The organism is Rhizobium sp. BK661, assembly GCF_024808825.1.
In the GTDB taxonomy this organism is placed as follows: Bacteria; Pseudomonadota; Alphaproteobacteria; order Rhizobiales; family Rhizobiaceae; genus Rhizobium.
Genome location: NZ_JANTYT010000001.1, coordinates 965,786 through 981,467 on the forward strand (window position 1 = coordinate 965,786; position 15,682 = coordinate 981,467).

At 60.0% G+C, this 15,682-nt stretch carries 15 protein-coding genes; 5 read left to right on the forward strand and 10 right to left on the reverse strand.

Annotated features, from left to right (window positions below):
- Positions 1-114 precede the first annotated feature (114 nt).
- Complete coding sequence (locus FHX16_RS31525; protein ID WP_246712549.1) at positions 115-459, forward strand: KTSC domain-containing protein; 345 nt, start codon at positions 115-117, stop codon at positions 457-459.
- Positions 460-550: 91 nt separating this feature from the next.
- Here FHX16_RS31525 and ribB read toward each other — a convergent pair whose 3' ends face one another.
- The 3 genes from ribB to FHX16_RS04705 form a co-directional block, all read right to left on the reverse strand.
- Positions 551-1,654 (reverse strand): 3,4-dihydroxy-2-butanone-4-phosphate synthase, encoded by a 1,104-nt coding sequence (gene ribB, locus FHX16_RS04695; RefSeq protein ID WP_183752277.1) that lies wholly within the window; start codon positions 1,652-1,654, stop codon positions 551-553.
- 10 nt (positions 1,655-1,664) lie between these two features.
- Positions 1,665-2,762, reverse strand: coding sequence for a chorismate synthase (aroC, locus tag FHX16_RS04700; protein WP_183859914.1), 1,098 nt, complete (start codon positions 2,760-2,762; stop codon positions 1,665-1,667).
- A 161-nt stretch (positions 2,763-2,923) separates the two neighbouring features.
- Entirely contained in the window at positions 2,924-6,097 is a 3,174-nt protein-coding gene (locus tag FHX16_RS04705; protein WP_183859912.1) for an EAL domain-containing protein, read from the reverse strand.
- Positions 6,098-6,342: 245 nt separating this feature from the next.
- Here FHX16_RS04705 and FHX16_RS04710 point away from each other — a divergent pair, with 245 nt between their 5' ends.
- Positions 6,343-6,603: a DUF1344 domain-containing protein gene (locus FHX16_RS04710; protein WP_016552992.1), complete on the forward strand. Its 261-nt coding sequence runs from the start codon at positions 6,343-6,345 to the stop codon at positions 6,601-6,603.
- A gap of 6 nt (positions 6,604-6,609) precedes the next feature.
- Here the strand turns inward: FHX16_RS04710 and FHX16_RS04715 are convergent, their stop codons facing one another.
- From FHX16_RS04715 to FHX16_RS04730, 4 genes are all read right to left on the reverse strand, one after another.
- Positions 6,610-7,200 (reverse strand): histidine phosphatase family protein, encoded by a 591-nt coding sequence (locus FHX16_RS04715; RefSeq protein WP_183859910.1) that lies wholly within the window; start codon positions 7,198-7,200, stop codon positions 6,610-6,612.
- 82 nt (positions 7,201-7,282) lie between these two features.
- Positions 7,283-8,101 carry an enoyl-ACP reductase FabI gene (gene fabI / locus FHX16_RS04720; protein ID WP_016552994.1) on the reverse strand — a complete coding sequence of 273 codons (819 nt, stop codon included), beginning with the start codon at positions 8,099-8,101 and terminating at the stop codon, positions 7,283-7,285.
- 123 nt (positions 8,102-8,224) lie between these two features.
- Entirely contained in the window at positions 8,225-9,391 is a 1,167-nt protein-coding gene (locus FHX16_RS04725; protein ID WP_183859908.1) for a DnaJ C-terminal domain-containing protein, read from the reverse strand.
- Between the two features lie 234 nt (positions 9,392-9,625).
- Complete coding sequence (locus FHX16_RS04730; RefSeq protein ID WP_016552996.1) at positions 9,626-10,084, reverse strand: RT0821/Lpp0805 family surface protein; 459 nt, start codon at positions 10,082-10,084, stop codon at positions 9,626-9,628.
- A gap of 66 nt (positions 10,085-10,150) precedes the next feature.
- Here FHX16_RS04730 and pdxH point away from each other — a divergent pair, with 66 nt between their 5' ends.
- Positions 10,151-10,771, forward strand: a complete 621-nt coding sequence (gene pdxH / locus FHX16_RS04735; RefSeq protein WP_183859906.1) for a pyridoxamine 5'-phosphate oxidase — start codon at positions 10,151-10,153, stop codon at positions 10,769-10,771.
- 12 nt (positions 10,772-10,783) lie between these two features.
- Here pdxH and FHX16_RS04740 read toward each other — a convergent pair whose 3' ends face one another.
- Entirely contained in the window at positions 10,784-11,836 is a 1,053-nt protein-coding gene (locus tag FHX16_RS04740; protein WP_183859904.1) for a polysaccharide deacetylase family protein, read from the reverse strand.
- 228 nt (positions 11,837-12,064) lie between these two features.
- Here FHX16_RS04740 and FHX16_RS04745 point away from each other — a divergent pair, with 228 nt between their 5' ends.
- Positions 12,065-13,345: a D-alanyl-D-alanine carboxypeptidase family protein gene (locus FHX16_RS04745; RefSeq protein ID WP_183859902.1), complete on the forward strand. Its 1,281-nt coding sequence runs from the start codon at positions 12,065-12,067 to the stop codon at positions 13,343-13,345.
- Between the two features lie 58 nt (positions 13,346-13,403).
- Positions 13,404-13,706: a pyrophosphatase gene (locus FHX16_RS04750; RefSeq protein ID WP_183859900.1), complete on the forward strand. Its 303-nt coding sequence runs from the start codon at positions 13,404-13,406 to the stop codon at positions 13,704-13,706.
- Between the two features lie 3 nt (positions 13,707-13,709).
- On the opposite strand, the gene FHX16_RS04755 is transcribed toward FHX16_RS04750, so the two are convergent.
- Positions 13,710-14,207 (reverse strand): GNAT family N-acetyltransferase, encoded by a 498-nt coding sequence (locus FHX16_RS04755; protein ID WP_183859898.1) that lies wholly within the window; start codon positions 14,205-14,207, stop codon positions 13,710-13,712.
- Positions 14,208-14,225: 18 nt separating this feature from the next.
- Positions 14,226-15,641, reverse strand: a complete 1,416-nt coding sequence (tldD, locus tag FHX16_RS04760; protein ID WP_183859896.1) for a metalloprotease TldD — start codon at positions 15,639-15,641, stop codon at positions 14,226-14,228.
- Between the last annotated feature and the right edge of the window lie 41 nt (positions 15,642-15,682).

The following is a 15,682-nucleotide window of genomic DNA, read 5'->3' on the forward strand; positions in this document are numbered from 1 at the left end:
GTCGATACCAGGTATTTTATGAAATTTCGTCGCAATTACAAAGAATTAATGTTGATGCGCGCTTTACCATGCTTGTCTTGAACTCCTTAAGAGCCGCCTGCGTAGGTTGGCTGCATGAAAACACGAGCCATCAAATTCGCCGCATTGGCGGCACTGAACAGCCTTCGCCGTGAAGTGAGGGCCCTGCTGCGCAAACGGCGCGATGCGCGCGCCGCCACCATCGTCACACGGGCCGGACGACTGGCGAAGATGGAGCCGTTGGCGGTGAATTCGACGCTGATCGATGCGGTCTACTTCAGCCAGGAGGATGGCCGGCTTCGCGTCTGCCTGAGCAATGGCGAAGAGCGGCAGTTCGAGGGTGTGGCGGAATCAGAGGTGATCGCCATGGTCACCTCCCAATCGCCGGGAAAATATTATATCGAAAACGTCAGGGGCCGCTTCAAGCGCATCGCTGCTTGAGCGTGAAGCAGGCGGCGGCGACCGGCTCGACGCCGAGCTGTAACGCCTTGCGCGGCTCTCCGGCGTCGAGAAAGTCTGACGGATGGCGGGCTTAGTAGATCTCGGTCTTCGAAATCTTGATGCCGAAGCCTTCGAGGCCGACGTAATGGCGCTCGCGGCTCGTCAGCAACCGGATCGATGAAACGCCGAGATCCTTGAGGATTTGCGCGCCGAGACCGATTTCCAGCCATTCATTGTCGCGGACCTGGGCCTCCGCATGTGCCTCTCGGCCCTGGCTGCGAGCCTTGCGACCGCTGTCATGGTGACCGACTCCGACGGAGCCTTCGCGCAGGTAGACGATGATACCTCGGCCTTCCTCGGTAATCTTCTTCATGTATTGGTCGACAGGCCGGCGTTTGCCGAACAGGTCGTCGGCGACATTCTCCGGATGCAGGCGAACCGGAATGTCGATACCGTCGCGGATGTCGCCGAAAACGACGGCGAGGTGCTGCATCGTATCCCAAGGGAGCGAATAGGTGTGTGCCTTGGCCTTGCCGAAGGGCGTTTCGATGTCGAAGCTCTGACCGAGTTCGATTAGCGTCTCCTTGCGTTGGCGGTAGGCGATCAGGTCGGCCACCGACACCAGCTTGAGGCCATGCGTTTCCGCGAATTCGACCACCTGCTGTCCACGGGTGACGGTACCGTCATCGTTTACCAACTCGCTGATCACGCCAATTAGCGGAAGGCCCGCGAGCTTGCATAGGTCGACCGCAGCTTCCGTGTGGCCAGAACGCATGAGCACGCCGCCCTCGCGTGAAACCAGCGGGAAGATGTGACCCGGCCGCACGAAGTCGGTCGCCCCGACATTCGGGTTGGCGAGGTTGCGAACGGTCAGTGTCCGATCATCGGCAGAAATGCCCGTTGTCGTACCGTGCTTGAAATCGACGGAAACAGTGAAGGCGGTCGTGTGGGCCGAGTCGTTTTCGGCAACCATCGCATTGAGGTTGAGCCGCCGGGCCTCCTCTTTCGGCATTGGCGCGCAGACGATACCGGAGGTGTGACGCACGATGAATGCCATCTTTTCCGAGGTACAGTGAACAGCCGCAACGATGAGGTCGCCTTCGTTCTCACGGTCGTTGTCATCCATCACCACGACGATTTCGCCGGCCTCGAAGGCCCTGATAGCATCGACGACGCGCTTCTGATCGTAAGCCATGTGTGTATTCCTATTTCAGCCGGCCGGTCTGGCCGCGGTCACGGAGATAGTGGTCGGCGATGGCGCAGGCGACCATCGCCTCGCCGATCGGCACGGCGCGAATGCCGACGCACGGATCATGCCGTCCCTTGGTGCGGATATCGACATTGTTGCCGTCGGCATCGATCGACTGGCGCTCGGTCAGGATCGATGAGGTCGGCTTGATGGCGAAGCGGGCGATAACCGGCTGGCCGGTCGAGATGCCGCCTAAGATGCCGCCGGCCTTGTTCGACAGGAACAGTGGCTTGCCGTCATTGCCCATGCGCATTTCGTCGGCGTTTTCCTCGCCGGTGATCTCGGCTGCTTCGAAGCCGTTGCCGATCTCGACGCCTTTGACTGCATTGATCGACATCAGCAGCGAGGCGATGTCCTGGTCGAGCTTGCCATAGATCGGGGCGCCGAGACCTGCCGGCACGCCTTCGGCGACGACCTCAACAACCGCGCCGATCGAGGAGCCATTCTTGCGGATGCCGTCGAGGTAATCCTCCCAGACCGGAACGATCGCGGCATCAGGTGCAAAGAACGGATTCTGGTCGACTTGATCCCAATCCCAGTTCTGGCGGTTGATCTTGTGCTTGCCGATCTGCACCAAGGCCCCGCGCACCTTGACCTCAGGCACAACAAGACGGGCGATGCCGCCAGCCGCGACGCGTGCAGCTGTTTCGCGGGCCGACGAACGGCCACCGCCGCGGTAGTCGCGGATCCCGTATTTGACATCGTAGGTGTAGTCGGCATGGCCTGGCCGATACTGCCGCGCGATCTCGCCGTAATCCTTGGAGCGCTGGTCGGTGTTCTCGATCATCATCGAGATCGGGGTGCCGGTCGAAATCATCGTCTCGCCGTCCGCGTCCAGCATCACGCCGGAGAGCACCTTGACCAGATCGGCCTCGCGGCGCTGCGTCACAAAGCGCGATTGGCCGGGCTTTCGCTTGTCCAGCCAGACCTGAATATCCTCGAGCTTGAAGCGAAGACCGGGGGGGCAGCCGTCGACGACGCAGCCGAGCGCCGGCCCGTGGCTTTCGCCCCAGGTGGTTACGCGGAAGAGATGACCGAATGTATTGTGCGACATATGTCCCGACCGGATCACGCCAACGGGTCGTCACCGGCGGCGTCCTTCATCTGAAAATGCGCGACACTCATAGGCCAAAAAAACGCGGCGGCAAAAGCCTTTCTTTGCTCCAAACCGCCAACGAAAGGAAATGGTGTTTCCGCGGATTATAAACGATGGCCTCAGGAGGCGATGCGCCAGGAGCTTTCGATCGCCATCTGCGTGAAATCCTCGAAGGACAGCGGGCGGGAGAAGGCATAGCCCTGCAGGAGGTCACAGCCGAGTTCGTCAAGGAGGGTGGCATGCGCTGCCGTTTCGACGCCCTCGGCCACCGTTTCGACGCCGAGCGAGCGGGCGATGTCGATGATCGAGCTGACCAGCGCGCGCTCCTGCGGCGAATTCATGATCGGCTGAACCAGCTGCCGGTCGATCTTCAGCCGCTTCGGCTTCAGCCTGAGGAGGCTGACAATCGACGTGTGACCCGTTCCGAAATCATCGATCTCGATGTCGATCCCAAGCGCCTTGATCCGCTCGAGGTTATGGGCGGCCACGTCCTCGCTTTCATCGAGGAAGATCGACTCGACCAGTTCGAATGACAGTTCGCCGGGGCGCATCTGCAGGCCGCTCAGCGATTGCGCAAGCATTTCGTCATGCAGCCGTCGTGCCGAAACGTTGACCGAAATCTTCGGAATGGTGACGCCCCGTGCTGCCCAGCGCATCTTGTCCCTCAGAGCAGTGTCGAGAACGATCCGGTCGAGCGTCTGGACGACGTTGATCTCGTCGGCGATCTTCAGGAACTTTTCCGGCGTCAACAGCCCGCGAGACGGATGCTGCCAGCGAACCAGAGCCTCGACGCCGGTGAGCTGCATGGTACGCGCGGAAAACTGCGGCTGGTACCAGGCCGTGAACTCGCCGTTCTCGATGCCGGCGAGAATCTCGTCTGCCAAGCGCTTGTTATTGATGATGTCGGCCTGCAGATTGTGGGTGAAGAACTCGTGGCGGTTCCGTCCCTGGCTCTTGGCGCGATAGAGGGCGATGTCGGCGTTGATCAGCACTTTGCGGGCATCGACGTGCACGCCATTGGCGAGCGCGATGCCGATGGAGACGCCGCAACGGCAGGCAAACCCTTCGAAGTCGATCGGCTGGCGCATTTGTTCGATGATGCGGCCGGCGAGCGCCGACATATCGGCGTCATTGGCGTTCAGTGCGAGGATGACGAATTCGTCACCACCGATACGCGCCACGAGGTCGTCGCTGCGCAGATTGCTCGAGAGCACCCTTGATGCGTGGATCAGCATCGCGTCGCCGGCGGCATGCCCGAGCGTGTCGTTGATTTCCTTGAACCTGTCGAGGTCGATATGAAGGATGGCGAACTTCTGCCGTTCCTTGCGTCCATCCATCGTCAATGTTTCGAGTGCGATATCCAGCTTGCGGCGGTTGGCGAGCGCGGTCAGCGGATCGTGCAATGCGTTGTGTTCGATACGATTCTTGGCAATCTCGAGCTCGATGTTCTTGGCGATCGCCTCGTCCTTGGCGGCCTTGAGCTGCGCTGTCATCAGCGCATCCTCGGTCATGTCGAAGGCAACGCCGATAATCTTCAATTTGCCGCTCGGCGTTTGATGGACCTTGCCGGTTGAACGCACATAGCGCATCGAGCCGTCCTCGACAGGGACACGGCAGATCAAGGTATGCGTGTCGCCGAGCTGCTTGAAATGGCGCGCGCTCTCGACGGCCAGGTCCCTGTCTTCCGGCAGAATGCAGGAGAGCCAAACCGGTTCGGTCATGAATCCGGCTCTTGGCTTCAACCCATAGAGCTCGTGCATCCGCTCGTCCCAGATCGAGCCTTCGTCCCCGAGCGTGGCTTCCCAGATGCCGCACTGATAGGAGTCGAGCGCCAGGTCCAGCTTGCCCGAGAGTTCCGAAAGCTCTGCCTCGCGCCGTGACAGTTCGTCCAGCGCCATTTCGAGCTCGGCATTCTTGATGTCGCTGACATCCTTCGCTTTACGCAGGGTTTCCGCTGTCTCGGCGTCGGCAGTGACGTCCCAGACGATGCCGATGGTTTTGTCGTCGCCTGCCGCGTCGGTGTAGAAGGAGCCAATCGAGCGCAGATGTCGGATCACTCCGTTCTCAGCGACAACACGGTATTGCGTCTCATATGCGGAGCCGGCGACGTTGTAGTGGAAGAAGTGTACTTCCGCGATGTGTCGATCCTCGGGGAGGATCGCGGCAAGCCAGTCTTCCAGCGAATGGCTGCCGTCTTGAGCTGGCTTGCCGTGCAGCGCAGCGGCGCGGGCGTCCCAGAACAGGGTATGCCCGTGATCATGCAGTTCCCATATGCCGATATTCGACGATTCCAGCGCAAGGTTGAGGCGTTGCGATAACTTCAGCAAGGTCGCCTCACGCACCTTGAGCTGCTCGATATTGCGGTTGCGCTCGCCGAGCAGCAGGGTCGCGAAGAAGACCGGGATGATCGTGATGCAGGCTGCTGCCGCGATGATCAGCCGAAGCTCTGACTGGTTTTCCGGGATCGCGTTCCAGCCTGTCTTCGGAACGGCAGCGATCTCCCAGCGTCCGCCGGCAAAGGCGATCTTGCGTGTCACCGGCTGCTTGTCGCGCAGATCCGGCGAGCCGAAGAAGGGCGTCGTCGCGCCGTCCGCCAGACCAAGGTCGCGCACTGCTATCGAGAGGTGATCGAGATGCGGATATTTCTCCTGGTTTTCGCTGTTTCGCGCGGGCTTCAATCCGGTGTTCTGGTAGAACAAGTCGGCGTCGACCATCACCTCGACGGCGCCCCAGATGCGGCGTTGCCCATTCTCCTTCACAAAGACTGGAAAGAAGACTGCGAAGGCCGCCTTGCCGTCGGTCGTGGTGATCGGGCCATAGAAGCGCGCTTGCTGGGCGCCTGTCGTGCGCGTCACCGATTGATGGGCGGAGAGACCATCGCGGACGTCACTACCCACCCGTTCGTCCGCGGCCTGCGGCGGATAGACGGCGCCGACGATGAAATTCGGCGCTATGGCGACATTCAGGAAGTGCGGGTTCTGGATGAGCAGCCAGTTGATCTGACGCTCCATCTCCTCGGCATTTACGCTCGAGTTGACCGCGACCATGTTCGCCAGGTCGCGTACGACCGTGATGTCCATGTTGATCTGCGCAGTCATCCGCGCCCGAATCAAACTGATCTCATTATCGGTTCGGATAGTTACTTCGCGCAGATGAGTGGCAGTATTGGCGCGGTCGAGCCCGAAGCCGACGATGACGACAACAATAGCGACGAGGCCGGAAACTAGGAGGGCGATACGGGTATGCCTGAAGACGCGCAGCAGCGTGTTGCTGTCTTTAAGGCCAAATAGCAAAACCCAGTCTCCCATGTTCGGGGCGACTTTAAATAGAAGCCGTTAATTTACGATTTCCCGCAAATCCTCTTTGCCGAACGCAGAAACCTACTGGAAATGCAATTAACGAAACGATGGCGTTGTTGTTAAAATACTCTTCACCAATTTGGCGCAGCACGTCATTCTTCAGGGCAAATTTCGCCATATTCGGGAGGTTATCTGTGCGCAGTTGGATTATCGAGTCGCGTTTTCGAGGGAATGCAGCCATGCGCTTCGTAGTAGCTACGCTTTTGGCCACAGCCAGTTTCTTGTCGCCGATCAGCGGATTTGCCGAGAGCGCGGACGTCGAGGCGACGATCAAGAAGGTCGATATGACCAACCTTAGCCTGACCCTCGATGACGGTAAAACCTATCAGGCACCGGAAGAGTTCAATTTCGAGGGGCTGAAGGCGGGTGTGAAGGTTATCGTCTTCTACACCGAGGTAGACGGCAAGCGCGTCATCAACGATCTCGACGTCGTTCAGTAGTTCGACCTAGATCCAGCCAATCAATCCCTTGTCGCGATCGATCTTCAGGATGCGGTCTTGTGGGATCTCACCTTCGGCAGCCTCGTCCTTTGGCAAGCCGGCAATCGTCCTGAAAAGACTGCGTATGACGCCGCCGTGTGTCACGCAAACCGTTGGTTTGTCGACGGAACTCAACCAGGATGCAACGCGCCACGACATGATTTCGTAGCTTTCCGCATCATCTCCCGGCGGAATGAAATCCCATTTGTTGAGATTGCGCTCGGTGACGCGGTCCCGGGCCGTCGCTTTCAATTCCTTGATCGTGAAGCCTTCCCAATCGCCAAAGGAAACCTCGACCAGTCGCTCGTCGGTCCGATAGGATTTCGATGGAAGACCCATTGCCTCACGCATGATCTCCATCGTGGCGCGGGTGCGTGCGAGCGGGCTTGCGACGAAATCGAAGGGGATTGCCTCGACCTTGAGGATTTCTGCGAGGTCAATGCCGTTCTGCCAGGCCTGCGCCCTGCCGATCGCATTGAGCGGAATATCCTTCTGCCCTTGCAGGCGACGCTCGGCGTTCCAGTCTGTCTGGCCGTGTCTGACGACGTAGATAAGCAAAGATCGGCTCCGTTGGGCGCGCAACCCCTCAACCGCTGTCGCGAAGAAGGGGTCGCGAGCACGACGCAGCAAAGGAGTGCGATCAGTCCTTTATGACGGAAATGTCGGGCGCGTCTACCGCCTTCATGCCGATGACGTGGTATCCGCTGTCGGCGTGATGGACTTCGCCGGTAACTGAACGCGAGAGGTCGGAGAGCAGGTACAGGCCGACATCACCAACTTCTTCGATCGTTACTGTACGACGCAGCGGTGCATTGTATTCGTTCCACTTCAGGATGTAGCGGAAGTCACCAATGCCAGAGGCGGCAAGTGTCTTGATCGGTCCGGCAGAAACGGCGTTGACGCGAATGTTCTTCGGTCCGAGATCAACCGCCAGGTACTTCACGCTCGCTTCCAATGCCGCCTTGGCAACGCCCATGACGTTGTAGTTCGGCATGACCTTTTCGGCGCCATAGTAGGTCAGCGTCAGCATCGAGCCGCCGTCCGTCATCAGCTTCTCGGCGCGACGCGCGACCGAGGTGAAGGAATAGACGGAGATCTGCATTGTCTTGTTGAAGTTGTCAGCCGAGGTGTCGACATAACGGCCGGTCAGCTCGTCCTTGTCCGAAAAGCCGATCGCGTGAACGATGAAGTCGATCTTGCCCCACAGCTTTTCCACGTGGTCGAAGACAGCGTCGATGGTTGACTCGTCGCTGACATCGCAATGTCCGGCAAGAACGCCATTTACTTCGGCAACCAATGGTTCAACGCGCTTCTTCAGTGCGTCGCCCTGGTAAGTAAAGGCAATTTCGCCGCCCTGTGCATGAATAGCCTTGGCAATACCCCACGCAATCGAACGATTGTTGGCAACGCCCATGATGACGCCGCGCTTGCCTGACATGAGGCCTGTTGCCTGAGCCATATTTCGCCCCCTAAGGAATTCTGATCGGTCCTGCCTATGGCATAGGCTGCTAATCGGTTCAAGATTGGCAGCAATCATCAACTGTTAGGGATCGTAACAAAGGGTGCGCGTGTCACCAAAATTTCACAAAAACAGCCCGTTCTTCATGCTGCGCATCAAATCGGTGACTTTGTCGTCAGGTTTTTCCCACAACATAATGCGCAGCTCGACCACGAGATCAGCCCTGCCGCCGTCGGCGTTCGCGAGGCCTTGACCAGGGATTCGGATCGTCCTGTCAGAGCCCGACCACGCGGGAACCGTGACGTTGATGGGGCCATTGGGCCCCTCGATCCGCGCCTCGGTTCCGAGCACGGCATTTTCGATCGTCACCGGCAGTACTGTGTGCAGGTCGAAGCCATTGACCGTGAAGTTGTCGTCGGGGGCAATGTGGATGTTGATGACAGCATCGCCGCGCTGCATCCCGGCGAGCTTGTGGCCCTGACCTTTCAGGCGCACCTGATGGCCTTCCGTCGTCCCGGCGGTCAGCGCAAATCCGCCATCGCGGCCTTCACCGAGGTCGACGGTCACCCAGCTCCCTTTGATAACCTCATCGACTGTGACGGTCTTCGTTACGAACTGGTCCGGCGCCTTTTCGGGCGCAACTGTGCCGCCGCCGGTAAAGCGGCGAACGAGCGACGTCAGCAAGCTCAGCGGCTGCATGGAGACAGAGGCCTGAGCGGCGGCCTCATCGGCAGCTTGCTGTTCAGCCTCGGCCCTGCCGGCATCCGTATGTTTGTCTGCGGTTGCAGCCTCCGGTTCAGGCCGCCTTGGAGCGCCGGTGGAAAAACCTTGGGCTCGGCCGCCACCGGACGCAGCGCGTGCCTGCGTGCCGAAGATGCGCTCGATCACTTCTTCCGGCGGCTCCGCCGTGCCTGTCTTTTGCTGCTTGGAAGCGTCCGCGGCAGCCTTCTGCGCCGCGGCGCGCGCAAGTTCTTCCATCACGCGCTCGGCATTGGCCTGGGCCGCCTTGGCGCGAACGGCGGCTTCGCGAGCCGCCTGCCGTTGCTGCATGATCGTGCCTTCCTTGGCTTTGGCCTCGGCCATGCGGGCGGCATTGTCAAAGAGGCTCCGTTTCTTTGGATCCTTCAATGTCTCATAGGCGCGGCCGATTTCCGCGAAGCGAGCGCTCGCCGTCGGGTCGCCCTGATTGTGATCAGGGTGAACCGCCTTGGCCATATTGCGCCAGGCTGCTTTGATTTCGTCCTGCCCCGCGTCGCGCTTGACGCCCAAAATCTTATAAGGATCGCGCATGTCCCAAACCGCCGGTGTTCCGATGCGGTGTGCCTGCCCTTGCCCTGGCACCCCGAAGCCTCTCGTTCGGCGCCCGAGCTCATCCTGAGGATAAACCTGGCGCACATGAGGAACGATTGTCAGGAAAAGATGCTAATCAGTTCTTATCCGACGTGGCGGGTATCTCGCTTTTGCGCCGAATGGTTAGCCTTTTGCTAAACATCAAAAGAGGCGAAAGCATGCGTCACCTGGTACTCAGCTTTCCGGCTGGAAACTCAGGAGCTGCCAGTTGCCGCCGCCGACCAAGCAGGTCTTGCCATAGAATTTTGCAATTCCGACATAGGAGTGGCGCGTCGTACGGAACTGGCGGCAAACGTGGCCGGAATCGGTATTCTCGACGATTGTGTCGATCACGCCGGCGCTGCCGGTCGAAGCGTTCGCCCAGGGAAGGGGACGTCCCTCTAGTCTCTGGATGTCGGCCGATGTCACGGCGTTGCCGACCGTCATCTCGTCGGAAATCGAGTCACTCGTCGGCGCGGGCTGCGGCACGGTGCCCGTCGCAACCGAACGATCGACCTTCGAGCTGCTGAAGAGATCAAGGCCGCTGGACACGCAACCGGAAAGGGAGAGCACCGCCGTGCCGACAACGCAGAAGGCCGCACTGCGACGCAGCAGACCCTTTGTATGACGATCTGACTTTGCTATGACTTCCACCCTGCGTCCTGTCCGGTAGCTAAAAGCTGGGCAAACTTCGAATAAACCCGGGGCATTTGAGCTAATATGTCGGCAAATGAGTTAATAAGCGGTGACTTCACCGAGCGAAACGAACCGTTCGATCTTTTTGCCGAGTGGCTGAAGGAAGCGGAGGCTTCCGAGATCAATGACCCGAATGCGGTAGCACTTGCGACGGTCGATGAGGACGGCCTTCCCAATGTCCGCATGGTTCTCCTTAAGGGATTCGATCACGAGGGCTTTGTCTTCTACACGAATTTCGAGAGCCAGAAAGGCCAGGAAATCCTCGGGCAGAAAAAAGCGGCCATGTGCTTCCACTGGAAAACGCTGCGCCGGCAGGTTCGCTTGCGGGGGCCCGTGGAAATCGTGAGCGATGAAGAAGCAGATGCTTACTTCAAGACGCGGGCTCGCGGCAGCCGGATCGGTGCCTGGGCATCGAAGCAGTCACGGCCGTTGGAAAGCCGATTCGCGCTCGAGAAAGCTGTGGCGGAATATACCGCCCGCTACGCGATCGGCGAGATTCCGCGTCCGGCGCATTGGTCCGGCTTCCGGATTCGGCCGGTGTCGATCGAGTTCTGGAAGGACCAGAAGTTCCGCCTCCACGATCGCATCGAGTTTCGCCGGGCCTCGCCGGAAGAGAACTGGACGAAGGTTCGGATGTATCCCTGATCAACAGGATGTTCACACCTTGCTTGATGCAAACCGCAAAGGGATGCCGGAAGCAAGGCCGGAAACATGGCGTACGTTCTGATAGAGGCCGTTGACCGATAGCCTCGGCAGATGGGTGATGTGGCCGATCGAGCGCGGGGTGACGACGCCGGGCTGTGTCGTCACGGCAATATCGAAGCCCACCTCGCGTGCGATCGCCGCCTGCCTCTGTGTGACCGCCTGGCGCGTGCCATAGGGATAGGCGAAGCAGCCCGGTCGGGCGCCTGCGATCGCAGCCACATAGTCGCGCGAGGTTTCCATCTCGTCGCGAACCTCCTGGTCGGAAAGGCGGGACATCGCCCTGTGGCTGATCGTATGCGCGCCAAGGGAAGCGAGGGGACTGGCTTCCAGCAAATTGAGCTCCGCCGGGGTCATGACGAGATCGTCAACGATCTCGTGCGGATCGATCTCGTGCATCCGCGCCATGGCATCGATGGCTGCCACCACGGCGCTTTCGTCATGGCGATGAAGATGGCTCGCGAAACGCGCAAACGCATGCTCCTTCGAGGCAACCGTCGCGATATCAAATATCTCGTGGCCGTTGCCGAAATCGAAGCCGAACCTTTCCTCCTTGCGCAAAAGCGCCGCAAGTGTCTCCCACCAGATCGTATGGGTGCGTTCGGAAAGCCCTTTGGCGACGAAGATAGTGAAGGGCGCGTTGTGTCTCTCGAAGATAGGCAAGGCATAGACAAGATTGTTGCGGTAACCGTCATCGAGCGTGAAGGCCGCGAAAGGTTGGCTTGACGCGGACTGCGACAGCAACGCGGGAACTTCGTCAAGCGCCACGAACCGATAGCCGTCGCGCTTGAGGCGATCGAGGACCAGATCGAGGAATTCGGGTGTGATCTCCAGATGCGCATTGGGAGCGAACGCGGTGGCTTCCTGGGGGCGGACATGGTGGAGCGTGAAGATCGCGCCGCGCCCGCGGGCGCTTCGCATCACGCCGGCCGCACGCAGGAGGTTGGCAGCCTCAAGCGCACCGGTGATGGCAATTCGCCTTGCAAGCTTTTTCGCGCTGCCCGTCATCTCACTGGCTGCTGACCCGTTTCTGGAACGGCAAAACTAGCAAGCCCGGGGTTAAGTCTTGCTGAATGAAGATTTTTGAGTGTCCTCTTTACGGGATTTTCACTATGAAGGATAAAACTTGACAAAAATGGTACCAGTTGTCGCAAAGTCGCTCCAGATTGGCTGCTTCTGTAGCGGAACGGGACAAATCCGAATGGCGCCGGCTATTCGTTCATCAAGGGGAAATGCATGAATAAGCTGTTGGCCGCGATTATAGCCGCGACGCTCGTCGTTGCGGCGCCGTTGACGGCGATGGCAGGCAGTGCCTCCCTCATCCTGGATGCCCGAACCGGCAAGGTGCTCAGCGCCGAGAATGCCGACGTACTGAACCATCCCGCGTCGCTGACGAAGATGATGACCATCTATATGGCCTTCGAGGCGATCAAGCGCGGCAAGATCAGCTGGAACACGCCGCTTGTCATGTCGAAATACGCCGCCTCGCGGCCGCCGACAAAGCTCGGTGTTCGGCCCGGCGATTCCATTACCGTCCAAGAAGCAATCCTTGGCATGATCACCAAGTCTGCCAACGATGCTGCCGCGGCCATGGCCGAGAAGCTTGGCGGTTCCGAAAGCAACTTTGCCGCCATGATGACGCAGAAGGCACGGCAGCTCGGCATGACCCGCACGGCTTTCTACAATGCGTCTGGCCTTCCGGATGGCCGCCAGGTTACGACGGCGCGAGACATGTCCACGCTTGCCGTGGCCCTCATGCGGAATTTCCCCGGCGAGTATCGTCTGTTCTCGACGGCCAGCTTTACCTTCCGCGGACGCACGATCCGCGGCCACAACAACCTGATGTACCGCTATCAGGGCATGGACGGCATCAAGACCGGTTACACCAACGCGTCTGGTTTCAATCTGGTCAGCGCTGTCAGGGACGGAGACCGCCGCGTCGTCGGCGTCGTGCTCGGCGGCCGCACGGCCCGCAGCCGCGACGCCAAGATGGCCGGCCTGCTCGACAAGTATCTCGGTCGGTCGCCGGGCGGCGCGAATATGGTCGCAACCACCAACTCGCGCCAGCCAGTGGAAGTTGCCTCCGCGGCAGATGACGGCGGTATGCCGACCCCAGGCACCGCACCGCGCAAGAGTGAACTCTCGCCGAAGGCGCTCGGATTTCTCAGCGATGCGACGGTTCCAATGGAGCGTCCGTTTGACGCCGCCGATCCCAGCAAAGCTGGCAAGCCTGCCGCGAAGTCTGCCGCTGCGCCGACGGCAGCCGGCGACTGGCAGATCCAGATCTCGGCTGCATCGAGTGACGATGCGGCGCGCGCCCTGCTTGCCCAGGCCAAGGCCGAGGGCGGCGCTGCCTTGAAAATGGCCTCGCCCTATACCGAGGCTGTCGGCAATGGCGCGAACAAGATCTATCGTGCTCGCTTCGTCGGCTTCCATAGCCGCGAGGCGGCTACTTCAGCCTGCGATGCCCTGAAGCAGCGCTCCTACGACTGCATGCTGCTGCCCGATCACGGCTGAGGCTTCTGGACTTTCCAGCAGAATCAAGGTTCTCCTTTGTAAACAAAAGGAGAACATCATGCTGAATGATCTCGCCGAAAAATTCGAGCGTTCCTCTCGGGCCTACGCCGACGCAAACCACATCGAGCGGGATGCCGACTGGTTTCTGCTGAAGCTGCAGGAGGAAATGGGGGAACTCACCCAGGCCTGGAACCGCGTCAGCGGCAGAGGACGCCGGAAGGGGAGGTCAGACGAGGAATTGGCCCGCGATCTTGCCGATGAGGCGGCGGATGTGCTCGGCCACATTCTTCTTTTTGCACACAGGAACAGGCTGGATCTCTCTGCCGCGATCAAGCGCAAGTGGCTTTTCCAGGCTGAATAGACTTCAAACCGCGCCGATCTTGCGCCGATAGAATTTCGTGTCCAGGCCCATCAGCGGAAACGATCGCGGAAGCTCGCCTTTCGAAATCTCGATGAAACCGTTCTTTTCATAAAAGCGGTGCGCGGCGAGGAACTTGTCCGTCGTGCCAAGGAAGATATCCTTGACCTGCTGAGCCTCGGCATGTGCTATCAGTTCCGCAAGGAGCCGGGCCGCGACGCCATGCTCACGGCCGCGCACGCCAGCCGAAACGAACATCTTGCGCAGCGCCGCCTGACTGTTACCGATGTCCTTCAGCCCAATCGTGCCGACAATCTTGCCGCTGCGAGCTGCGACCCAGAACTGTCCCTTTCCCGACTGATAGAAATCGGAAATCACAGCCAGATCCGGTTGGTCGTCAGCTGTGATGGAGAAGCCGAATTCCTCGCGCTGAATCGGCAGGATTACCGAGAAAACGCCATCGATGTCGCCAGCAGCGAAGGGTCTGATCTCGATTTCGCTCATTGCGGTTCCCGTTCTCGGCTAGGCCTTCGTGCCGCCGACGGTGATCTGATCCATCCTAAGATGCGGTTGGCCGACGCCGACCGGAACCCACTGGCCGCCCTTGCCGCAATTGCCGATGCCGGTGTCGAGCTTCATGTCGTTGCCGACCATCGAAACACGCTTCATCGCGTCGGGTCCGTTGCCGATCAGCATCGCGCCCTTGATCGGTGCGCCGATCTTGCCGTTGTCGATCAGATAGGCCTCCGTGCAGCCGAACACGAACTTGCCTGAGGTTATGTCGACCTGGCCGCCGCCGAACGAGACCGCATAGATGCCCTTTTTGACCGACGAGATGATTTCCTCCGGCGTCTTGTCGCCGCCGAGCATGTAGGTGTTGGTCATCCGAGGCATCGGAACATGCGCATAGCCCTGCCGGCGTCCGTTGCCCGTCGGTGCCATGCCCATCAGGCGGGCATTCTGCCGGTCCTGCATGTAGCCGACGAGCTTGCCGTTTTCGATCAGCACGTTGTAGGCGGACGGCGTGCCCTCGTCGTCGATCGTGATCGAGCCGCGCCGGTTGTCGATCGTGCCGTCGTCGACGACAGTCACGCCGGGTGCCGCGACCATCTGGCCGAGAAGACCGGCAAAGGCTGACGTCTTCTTTCGGTTGAAATCGCCTTCGAGCCCATGACCGACCGCTTCGTGTAGCATGACGCCCGGCCAGCCGGAGCCGAGCACGACGTCCATGGTGCCCGCCGGCGCCTCGATCGCCTCCAAATTCACCAGTGCTTGCCGTAAGGCCTCGTCGGCGCCGTAGTGCCAGTTGTCTTCGGCAATGAAGTCGCCAAAGCCGATGCGGCCACCGGTGCCGTAGGAACCGCTTTCCTGACGATCGCCTTCGCCCGCAATGACCGAGATGTTGATGCGCGTCATCGGCCGTATGTCGCGAACGCGGTGACCGTCGGCCCGCAGGATGTCGACGACCTGCCAGCTGGCAGCGATCGATGCGGTGACCTGACGCACCTTGGGGTCCTTGCCGCGCAGATAGGCGTCGATGTCCTGCAGCACCTTGACCTTCTCCTCGAAGCTCGGCGTGCCGATTGGGTTGTCGTCGGAGTAGAGTTTCTTGTTGGTCCGCTGCGGAGCCGCCGCATAGCTCCCGGAATGACCGCGTGTGACTGCGCCGACAGCATCGGCCGCGCGCTTCAGGGCTGCCACCGAAAGGTCGCCCGCATGCGCGTACCCGACGGCTTCGCCGGCAACCGCGCGCAGGCCAAAACCCTGCTCGGTGTTGAAGCTGCCGCCTTTCAAGCGCCCGTTATCGAACATCAGCGACTCTGCCTGAGCATGTTCGATGTAGAGCTCCCCGTCGTCCGCGCCAGAAAGCGCTTCGGCAACGAGCGAACGCATCTTCGCTTCGTCGGCATCGAAAAGCGTTAGGAGATCCGTATTCATGTCTTTTGCTCCGCTGAAGCAGGAATGCTTTCAGCCGATGT

What these genes read in the sequence shown, in the direction of transcription:
- FHX16_RS31525 (WP_246712549.1), top strand. Translation starts at nt 115, where the DNA reads ATGAAAACACGAGCCATCAAATTCGCCGCATTGGCGGCACTGAACAGC.
- ribB (WP_183752277.1), bottom strand. Translation starts at nt 1,654, where the DNA reads ATGGCTTACGATCAGAAGCGCGTCGTCGATGCTATCAGGGCCTTCGAG.
- aroC (WP_183859914.1), bottom strand. Translation starts at nt 2,762, where the DNA reads ATGTCGCACAATACATTCGGTCATCTCTTCCGCGTAACCACCTGGGGC.
- FHX16_RS04710 (WP_016552992.1), top strand. Translation starts at nt 6,343, where the DNA reads ATGCGCTTCGTAGTAGCTACGCTTTTGGCCACAGCCAGTTTCTTGTCG.
- fabI (WP_016552994.1), bottom strand. Translation starts at nt 8,101, where the DNA reads ATGGCTCAGGCAACAGGCCTCATGTCAGGCAAGCGCGGCGTCATCATG.
- FHX16_RS04725 (WP_183859908.1), bottom strand. Translation starts at nt 9,391, where the DNA reads ATGCGCGATCCTTATAAGATTTTGGGCGTCAAGCGCGACGCGGGGCAG.
- pdxH (WP_183859906.1), top strand. Translation starts at nt 10,151, where the DNA reads ATGTCGGCAAATGAGTTAATAAGCGGTGACTTCACCGAGCGAAACGAA.
- FHX16_RS04740 (WP_183859904.1), bottom strand. Translation starts at nt 11,836, where the DNA reads ATGACGGGCAGCGCGAAAAAGCTTGCAAGGCGAATTGCCATCACCGGT.
- FHX16_RS04745 (WP_183859902.1), top strand. Translation starts at nt 12,065, where the DNA reads ATGAATAAGCTGTTGGCCGCGATTATAGCCGCGACGCTCGTCGTTGCG.
- FHX16_RS04750 (WP_183859900.1), top strand. Translation starts at nt 13,404, where the DNA reads ATGCTGAATGATCTCGCCGAAAAATTCGAGCGTTCCTCTCGGGCCTAC.
- FHX16_RS04755 (WP_183859898.1), bottom strand. Translation starts at nt 14,207, where the DNA reads ATGAGCGAAATCGAGATCAGACCCTTCGCTGCTGGCGACATCGATGGC.
- tldD (WP_183859896.1), bottom strand. Translation starts at nt 15,641, where the DNA reads ATGAATACGGATCTCCTAACGCTTTTCGATGCCGACGAAGCGAAGATG.